This window comes from Pararcticibacter amylolyticus, assembly GCF_003130405.1.
GTDB classification, from domain to species: Bacteria; Bacteroidota; Bacteroidia; order Sphingobacteriales; family Sphingobacteriaceae; genus Arcticibacter; species Arcticibacter amylolyticus.
In genome coordinates this window covers 317,130-324,147 of record NZ_QEAS01000003.1, presented here as the reverse complement: position 1 = coordinate 324,147, position 7,018 = coordinate 317,130, and the positions used below count along the sequence as shown (strand labels likewise).

Genomic DNA, 7,018 nt, shown 5'->3' with positions numbered 1-7,018 from the left:
CAATTCATGTAAGAAAGCAGATTCTGAGAAGGATTATGGTATTTCTAAAATATATATGCCCCAGGCAATTTTCAAATCGGCAGGAGTGGATAATAATTATCCAGTGCCTTCCGGTACCGATTCTTCTACTTTTAACTATCAGGTTGATACCAAGGCGAATAAAATCAGGGTAATCCTTGGAGCATCTCTTTCGGGCCCGGGAAGAGATGCATATTCGGTAGAGATCAGTGCCAATAATGACACGGTCCAGCACCTGCTCAATACACGCTTGCTTGACCCTGCCATTTACAGGGTTATGCCGGCATCTATGTACACTCTACCTGCAAAGCTTGATGTTCCTGCAGGTAAAAAGTCAGGGACATTCTACCTGGAGATGGATATCCCCCAGCTAAAATCAAACGATTATGCTGGTAAGTATCTTGTGTTGGCAGTAAAATTAAAGGGGGCGAGCAAATATGAGCTCAACAGTTCACTGAGCACCACTATTGTCGTCATAAATGTAAACACACTGGTGATAGGCCCGGCCGTGAATATTACAAACAAATACATTTTAAATCCCGGAAATCCGTTCATTGCGTCGGCAATGAATGGTTCCCGCTGGGGAACTCTTAAAGACTGGAAGGCGAATACTGCAGCTCTTAGTCACGGTGGAGTAGGAGGATTTTCGAACGATGGTGACGGCAAGACCATGGATCTTGAATCAGGTTGGGGCTCCCCTCAAATTCTGAACGGGAAGCTTTCTCAAACCATTACTTTACCCGCCGGAACCTATTCTTTTGATCCTTCCGGGGGGAACTGGAAATGGCAGGGGACAAAAGATCCTTGTTATGTCGTCGTTGCTCCCAATGCGGACGATTTACCTGATTACAGTAATATAGTGAACAATAGTTCAGTTCAGTATCAACTGATTGCCCAACCGCAAACTGCTGTTACTTTTCAATTGAATACAACGACAAAGGTTACGCTTGGCGTTGTTGTAAACTATGTTCAGGATCAGCAAGGCATTAAATCAACTCAGGTTGTTCTGTATAATTATCCGACACACTTGTAGAGGGTGCGTAAGATTCACTCCGGAAAAGATTTTCTATAAGAGCTGAGCCGGAGTGAATCCTGAATCTTCAGTAAGTTGGGCCGGACGTATAATCCGGCCCAGCTTACTTGTTATAGCACGGCTGTTTATCGTGTGGTAATATTTCTGTCAGATAAGTAAGTACAATAGAACCCCACATTGATTAAGCCAGGAATGCTTTCTTTCATCCTCAGATACGAGGGCGTATTATTAGTTATAATCACAAACAAATAAACCGAATGACTAAAAGTTTAATTTTTTTGCCCGCTTTTTGTTTGGTAATCTGCTCTTTCAAAGCTTTATGCCAAAATACGGCCAATATCAATAATCAATCAACTGACGGATATAAATTAGTCTGGTCCGACGAATTTAATGCAAAGGGTACACCCGATCCCCGAAACTGGAAGTTTGAAAAAGGATTTGTCCGCAACAATGAATTGCAATGGTATCAGGAAAGCAATGCATTTTGCGATTCGGGTCTGCTCATAATTGAGGGCCGCAGGGAAACATTCCCTAATAAGGAATTCATGGAGGGCAGCAGCGATTGGAGGGCCAGCCGTCGGAATGTGGAGTACACCTCTGCCAGTATAAACACAAGAGGACTTCACAGCTGGAAATACGGGAGGTTCGTTATGAGAGGCCGCATAGATATAAGTGAGGGAATGTGGCCTGCATTTTGGACCTTAGGGATTACCAGGCAATGGCCATCGAATGGAGAAATCGATATCATGGAATACTACAAAGGGAATATTCTCGCCAATATAGCCTGTGGTACCACGTTGAAACATAAGGCAAAGTGGTACAGCAAAATGAAGGCGGTGAAGGATTTTAAAGATCCTTCCTGGGCTGCGAAATTTCATATCTGGCGTATGGACTGGGATGATAATGGTATCAGCCTCTATGTGGATGATGAACTGTTGAATAAGGTAGCCCTGGATGATCTGGTGAATACGGATGGCAGCGGGTTTAATCCATTTAAACAGGATCATTATGTTCTTCTGAATCTGGCTATCGGCGGCGACAATGGAGGAGACCCTTCGGGTACAACGTTTCCCCGGCGGTTTGAAATAGACTATGTCAGGGTATATCAAAAATGAGCGATGGTTTGCAAAAGATAGTCTTTTAGTATATTAGCCCCCAAACTAATCCCTGTTTTGAATGAAAAGATTTTTTTCGTTTTTGTTCCTCTTACATGTCCTGATAATTCAGGTTGCAGCACAAACGCGGAACGAAGCGTATATTTTCTCCTATTTTAAAGGCAATGGAAAAGACGGGCTTCACCTTGCGTATAGTTCCGATGGCTATAACTGGAAAGCTCTGAAAGGGGATCAATCCTTTCTTGCCCCAGTGTTAAGTAAGGACAGCCTGATGCGCGACCCATGTATAATAAGGGGGAGTGACGGATTATTTCATATGGTCTGGACTGTGAGCTGGACGGATAAAGGGATTGGATATGCTTCTTCCAGAGACCTCATCAACTGGTCGGAACAGAAATATATCCCGGTTATGGCGCATGAAGAGGGGGCAAGAAACTGCTGGGCCCCTGAAATTACCTATGATCAGGCAACCGATACGTACTTGATATACTGGGCCACAACTATTCCGGATCGCTTTACCGAAACAGCGTCGACGGCGGACAACGGATACAATCACAGGATGTATTATGTGACTACAAAGGATTTTAAAAAGTTCAGTGAAACAAAGCTTCTTTATGATCCGGGGTTCAATGTCATTGATGCTACGATTGTAAAGGATGGAAACCGGTTTGTTATGTTCCTTAAAGACGAAACACGCGAACCGGCACAAAAGAATCTGAAGGTAGCATTCAGTCAAAGACTGACCGGCCCATATACCAAAGCCAGTGAACCTATAACCGGAAAATACTGGGCGGAGGGCCCCACGGTCCTTAAAACCGGAGAAGAATGGATCGTGTATTTCGACAAGTATACGGAACATAAGTATGGAGCTGTCAGATCGTCTGATTTAAAGAACTGGACCGATATTTCCGATAAAATCAGTCTTCCCTCCGGAATCAGGCACGGAACGGTATTAAAAGTAACACAAAAAGAACTCTCAAAACTTCTCGAAGCAAAATGACCCGATTAAAGATTATCAGCTGTTTCTCTCTTCTCTTTCTGGCAACCTTTCAGCTTAGTGCTCAAAGCATCAGGAAGGAATATATTCTCGACAAAAACTGGAAATTTAAAAAGGGGGATCACCCGGAAGCAATTGAAGACCGTTTCAATGATCTTAAATGGGAAACCGTATCGGTTCCGCACGACTGGGCGATCAAAGGGCCTTTCGATGGGAGCAACGATCTTCAGAAGGTGAAGATCGAACAGAATATGGAAAAAGAGGAGTCTGTGAAATCAGGCAGGACCGGTGGCCTGCCTTTCGTTGGAACTGGCTGGTACCGTCTCAAATTTAGGGTGCCGGGATTTCTGCCGGGTAAGAAGGCCATCCTTCAGTTTGATGGAGCGATGAGTCATGCCCGGGTTTATATAAACGGAAAAGAAGCCGGGTACTGGCCTTATGGATATAATTCCTTTTATTTCGACGTGACCTCCCTGCTTAATCCTGCTGGCGAGGCGAATACGCTGGCTGTCCGCCTGGAGAACTTCAGTCAGTCTTCCAGGTGGTACCCCGGAGCCGGAATTTACCGGAACGTACATCTGTTCGTAACAGAAGACGTGTATATACCGGTATGGGGCACGTATGTCACGACGCCTGTCATTAATAAGGAGTTTGCGAAGGTCAACCTTAAAACGCGGGTGGAAGCAGCAGCAGCTAAATATTCGGATCTGCATCTGGAAACAGAGATCCGCAATTCCCAGGGCACAGTGGTGGCTACTTTAAAATCCGCTCTCGGCGAAACTGATGGTCTTCAGTTTGATCAGAACCTCATAGTTAAGTCTCCTTCATTATGGTCTCCTGAGACCCCGGTACTTTATACAGCGGTTTCCAGGCTTTACCAGGGAACAACACTTAAAGATGAATATAAAACCCGGTTTGGGATCCGTTCAATTAAGTACGAAGCGGGCAAAGGATTTTCTCTGAACGGAGAGGTCCGGAAGTTCAAGGGCGTGTGCAATCATCATGACCTCGGACCGTTGGGTGCGGCTGTAAATGTTTCTGCACTACGTCGTCAGCTAAGCCTGCTGAAGGATATGGGATGTGATGCTATTCGTACCTCTCATAATATGCCTGCACCTGAACTGGTTGCTTTGTGTGATGAAATGGGCTTTATGATGATGGTGGAATCTTTTGACGAGTGGAAAACACCTAAAGTGAAAAACGGATACAGCGCATATTTTGATGAATGGGCAGAGAAGGATCTGATAAATATGATCCATCGGGACAGGAACAGCCCTTCTGTTGTAATGTGGAGCATCGGTAATGAGGTGCCTGACCAGAGTGCTGAAGGCGGAAACAAGATTGCAAAAATGCTCCAGGACATTTGTCACCGGGAAGACCCGACCAGGCCGGTTACCGTTGGGATGGACAGGATCAATGATGCGCTTACAAAGAATTTCGCTGCCATACTGGATGTGCCGGGATTCAATTATAAACCTACATGGTACGAAAAAGCTAATAATACCCTTCCCCAGGGATTTATTCTCGGAACAGAAACAGCCTCAACGGTAAGCAGCCGGGGGGTGTATAAATTTCCGGTTGAGTTTCAAAAGATGAAGCAATACGATGATAACCAGAGCTCTTCTTACGACTTTGAGTATTGCAACTGGTCGCAGGTACCTGATGATGAGTTCGTGAAGCAGGATGATCTTCCTTTTGTTATCGGAGAGTTTGTATGGACAGGCTTCGATTATCTTGGAGAACCTACACCCTATGATTCCAAATGGCCCTCTCACAGCTCCTATTTTGGTATCATAGACCTTGCAGGAATTCCTAAGGACCGCTACTTTCTGTACCGGAGCAAATGGAACACAGAAAAGCCGACTCTTCATGTTCTGCCTCACTGGACATGGCCGGGGAGAGAGGGACAGGTTACTCCTGTTTTCTGCTATACCAGTTATCCTTCTGCAGAGCTCTTTGTGAACGGTAAGAGTATGGGGAGGCAAAGTAAGAATAAGACCAATAATCAAACAAGATACCGTCTGATGTGGAACGATGTGACTTATGAACCAGGCACTATAAAAGTCGTTGCTTACGATGAAAAAGGGAACCAGGTAGCCAGCCAGGAAATAAAGACTGCAGGCAAACCGCACCACATAGAGCTGACGGCTGACAGAACAGAGCTTAGTGCAGACGGGAAAGATCTGTCATTTGTAACTGCCAGGGTGGTGGATGCAGAAGGAAATGTATGTCCCGATGCTTCTAACCTTCTGTCGTTCAAAGTAAAGGGAGCAGGCCGTTATAAAGCTGCAGCAAATGGTGATGCTACGAGCCTCGAGCTCTTCCATCTGCCCTACATGCATGCTTTTAAAGGGATGCTGGTTGCGGTAGTTGAATCTTCAGAAAAGGATGGGGAGATGAAGCTCAGCGTTTCGTCTAAAGGGTTGAAACCAGGTGTGTTGACCATCAAAACTGTTGCTGATCAGTAAACATTGTCAAATAAGCTATTATAATAAAAACATGTATGGCGGTATATCAACAGGACGTTTTTTTATCAGAACCCTGGCTCTGATCCTCTTGTTCAAACTGCAGGCGCTGGCCTGCGATGCTCAGAATCCTGCCCGGATACCGGATAGGGAGATTATGCCGGTTGGTACTGCCTGGGCAAGGAATTCTGTCAATGCTGTTGTATTCCGGAAAAACTCGCTGGTAACCTTCAGAGATACTCAATATATCTCTTATTATGACAGCAATGCTGTCGTGATAGTTGGGAAGAGGAAAGCCGGCGAAAGGGAGTGGGTACTTCAATCTACCGGCCTTAAAGGTAATGCCTCAGATGCCCATAACAGCATCAGCATGATGGTTGATGGAGAGGGCTACCTCCATCTCGCCTGGGATCACCATAATAATCCGCTCAGGTATTGCCGGAGCCTTAGTCCAGGCTCGCTCACCTTTTCGGAAAAGCTCCCCATGACAGCTTTGCTTGAACAAAGGGTAACTTACCCGGAATTTTACAGGAAGCCGGATGGAAATCTTCTCTTTTTCTATCGTAACGGTGAATCCGGCAAAGGAAACCTGGTGATGAATGAATATAATACGGCGACTGGAAAATGGACCAGGCTTCATGACAATCTCATTGACGGAGAAGGTAAGCGGAATGCTTACTGTCAATCCTATGTGGATTCGAAGGGGATAATTCATATATCCTGGGTATGGCGCGAAAGCCCGGATGTGGCCAGCAACCACGATCTGTGTTACGCGCGGTCAAAAGACGGCGGGAAGACCTGGGAAAAATCCACCGGTGAAAAATATACACTTCCCATTACTGCCTCCACTGCCGAGTATTCCTGCAAAATACCTCAGAACAGCGAATTGATCAATCAAACGTCTATGTGCGCCGATAGCGAAGGCAATCCGTTTATCGCTACCTACTGGCGGGAAAAAGATTCCGCTGTTCCCCAATATCATATTGTTTACAAAGGTGGAGGGGGGTGGAAAACCCTGGTGCCCGGCTTCAGAAAGGCTCCGTTTAGTCTAAGCGGTACAGGAACCAAGAAAATACCTGTTTCCAGACCCCAGGTACTGGTAAAGAGGCAAGGCAGAAATGTCTCTCTCGTAATGATCTTTCGTGACGCGGAACGGGGAAGTAAGGCTTCTGCACTTGTTGTTCGGGATATCAGCAAGCGCCGGTGGTACATAACAGACCTTACTGTGGAATCACTTGGCGACTGGGAACCAACATATGATACCGAATTATGGAAAGAAAAAGGTATTTTAAACCTCTTTATCCAGAATGTAGAACAAGTTGACGGAGAGGGGAAGGCCAGCATGCCCCCCACGATGGTGAAAGTGCTGGAATGGAGGCATTAAGGAAAG

At 45.6% G+C, this 7,018-nt stretch carries 5 protein-coding genes; all 5 read left to right on the top strand.

Annotated features, from left to right (window positions below):
• Nucleotides 1–1,051, top strand: a 1,051-nt coding sequence (locus tag DDR33_RS05710) for a DUF5013 domain-containing protein (protein WP_238387683.1), incomplete at its 5' end; no start/stop codon positions are given.
• Nucleotides 1,052–1,308: 257 nt separating this feature from the next.
• Nucleotides 1,309–2,166, top strand: a complete 858-nt coding sequence (locus DDR33_RS05705) for a glycoside hydrolase family 16 protein (protein WP_109414790.1) — start codon at nt 1,309–1,311, stop codon at nt 2,164–2,166.
• A 61-nt stretch (nt 2,167–2,227) separates the two neighbouring features.
• Nucleotides 2,228–3,166, top strand: coding sequence for a glycoside hydrolase family 43 protein (locus tag DDR33_RS05700; RefSeq protein ID WP_109414789.1), 939 nt, complete (start codon nt 2,228–2,230; stop codon nt 3,164–3,166).
• Nucleotides 3,163–5,631: a beta-galactosidase GalB gene (gene galB, locus DDR33_RS05695; protein ID WP_109414788.1), complete on the top strand. Its 2,469-nt coding sequence runs from the start codon at nt 3,163–3,165 to the stop codon at nt 5,629–5,631. The genes DDR33_RS05700 and galB overlap by 4 nt, the downstream gene beginning before the upstream one ends.
• A 31-nt stretch (nt 5,632–5,662) precedes the next feature.
• A complete protein-coding gene (locus tag DDR33_RS05690) occupies nt 5,663–7,012 on the top strand; it encodes a BNR repeat-containing protein (protein ID WP_109414787.1) in 1,350 nt (449 codons plus the stop codon).
• Nucleotides 7,013–7,018: the final 6 nt, after the last annotated feature.

What these genes read in the sequence shown, in the direction of transcription:
- DDR33_RS05705 (WP_109414790.1), top strand. Translation starts at nt 1,309, where the DNA reads ATGACTAAAAGTTTAATTTTTTTGCCCGCTTTTTGTTTGGTAATCTGC.
- DDR33_RS05700 (WP_109414789.1), top strand. Translation starts at nt 2,228, where the DNA reads ATGAAAAGATTTTTTTCGTTTTTGTTCCTCTTACATGTCCTGATAATT.
- galB (WP_109414788.1), top strand. Translation starts at nt 3,163, where the DNA reads ATGACCCGATTAAAGATTATCAGCTGTTTCTCTCTTCTCTTTCTGGCA.
- DDR33_RS05690 (WP_109414787.1), top strand. Translation starts at nt 5,663, where the DNA reads ATGTATGGCGGTATATCAACAGGACGTTTTTTTATCAGAACCCTGGCT.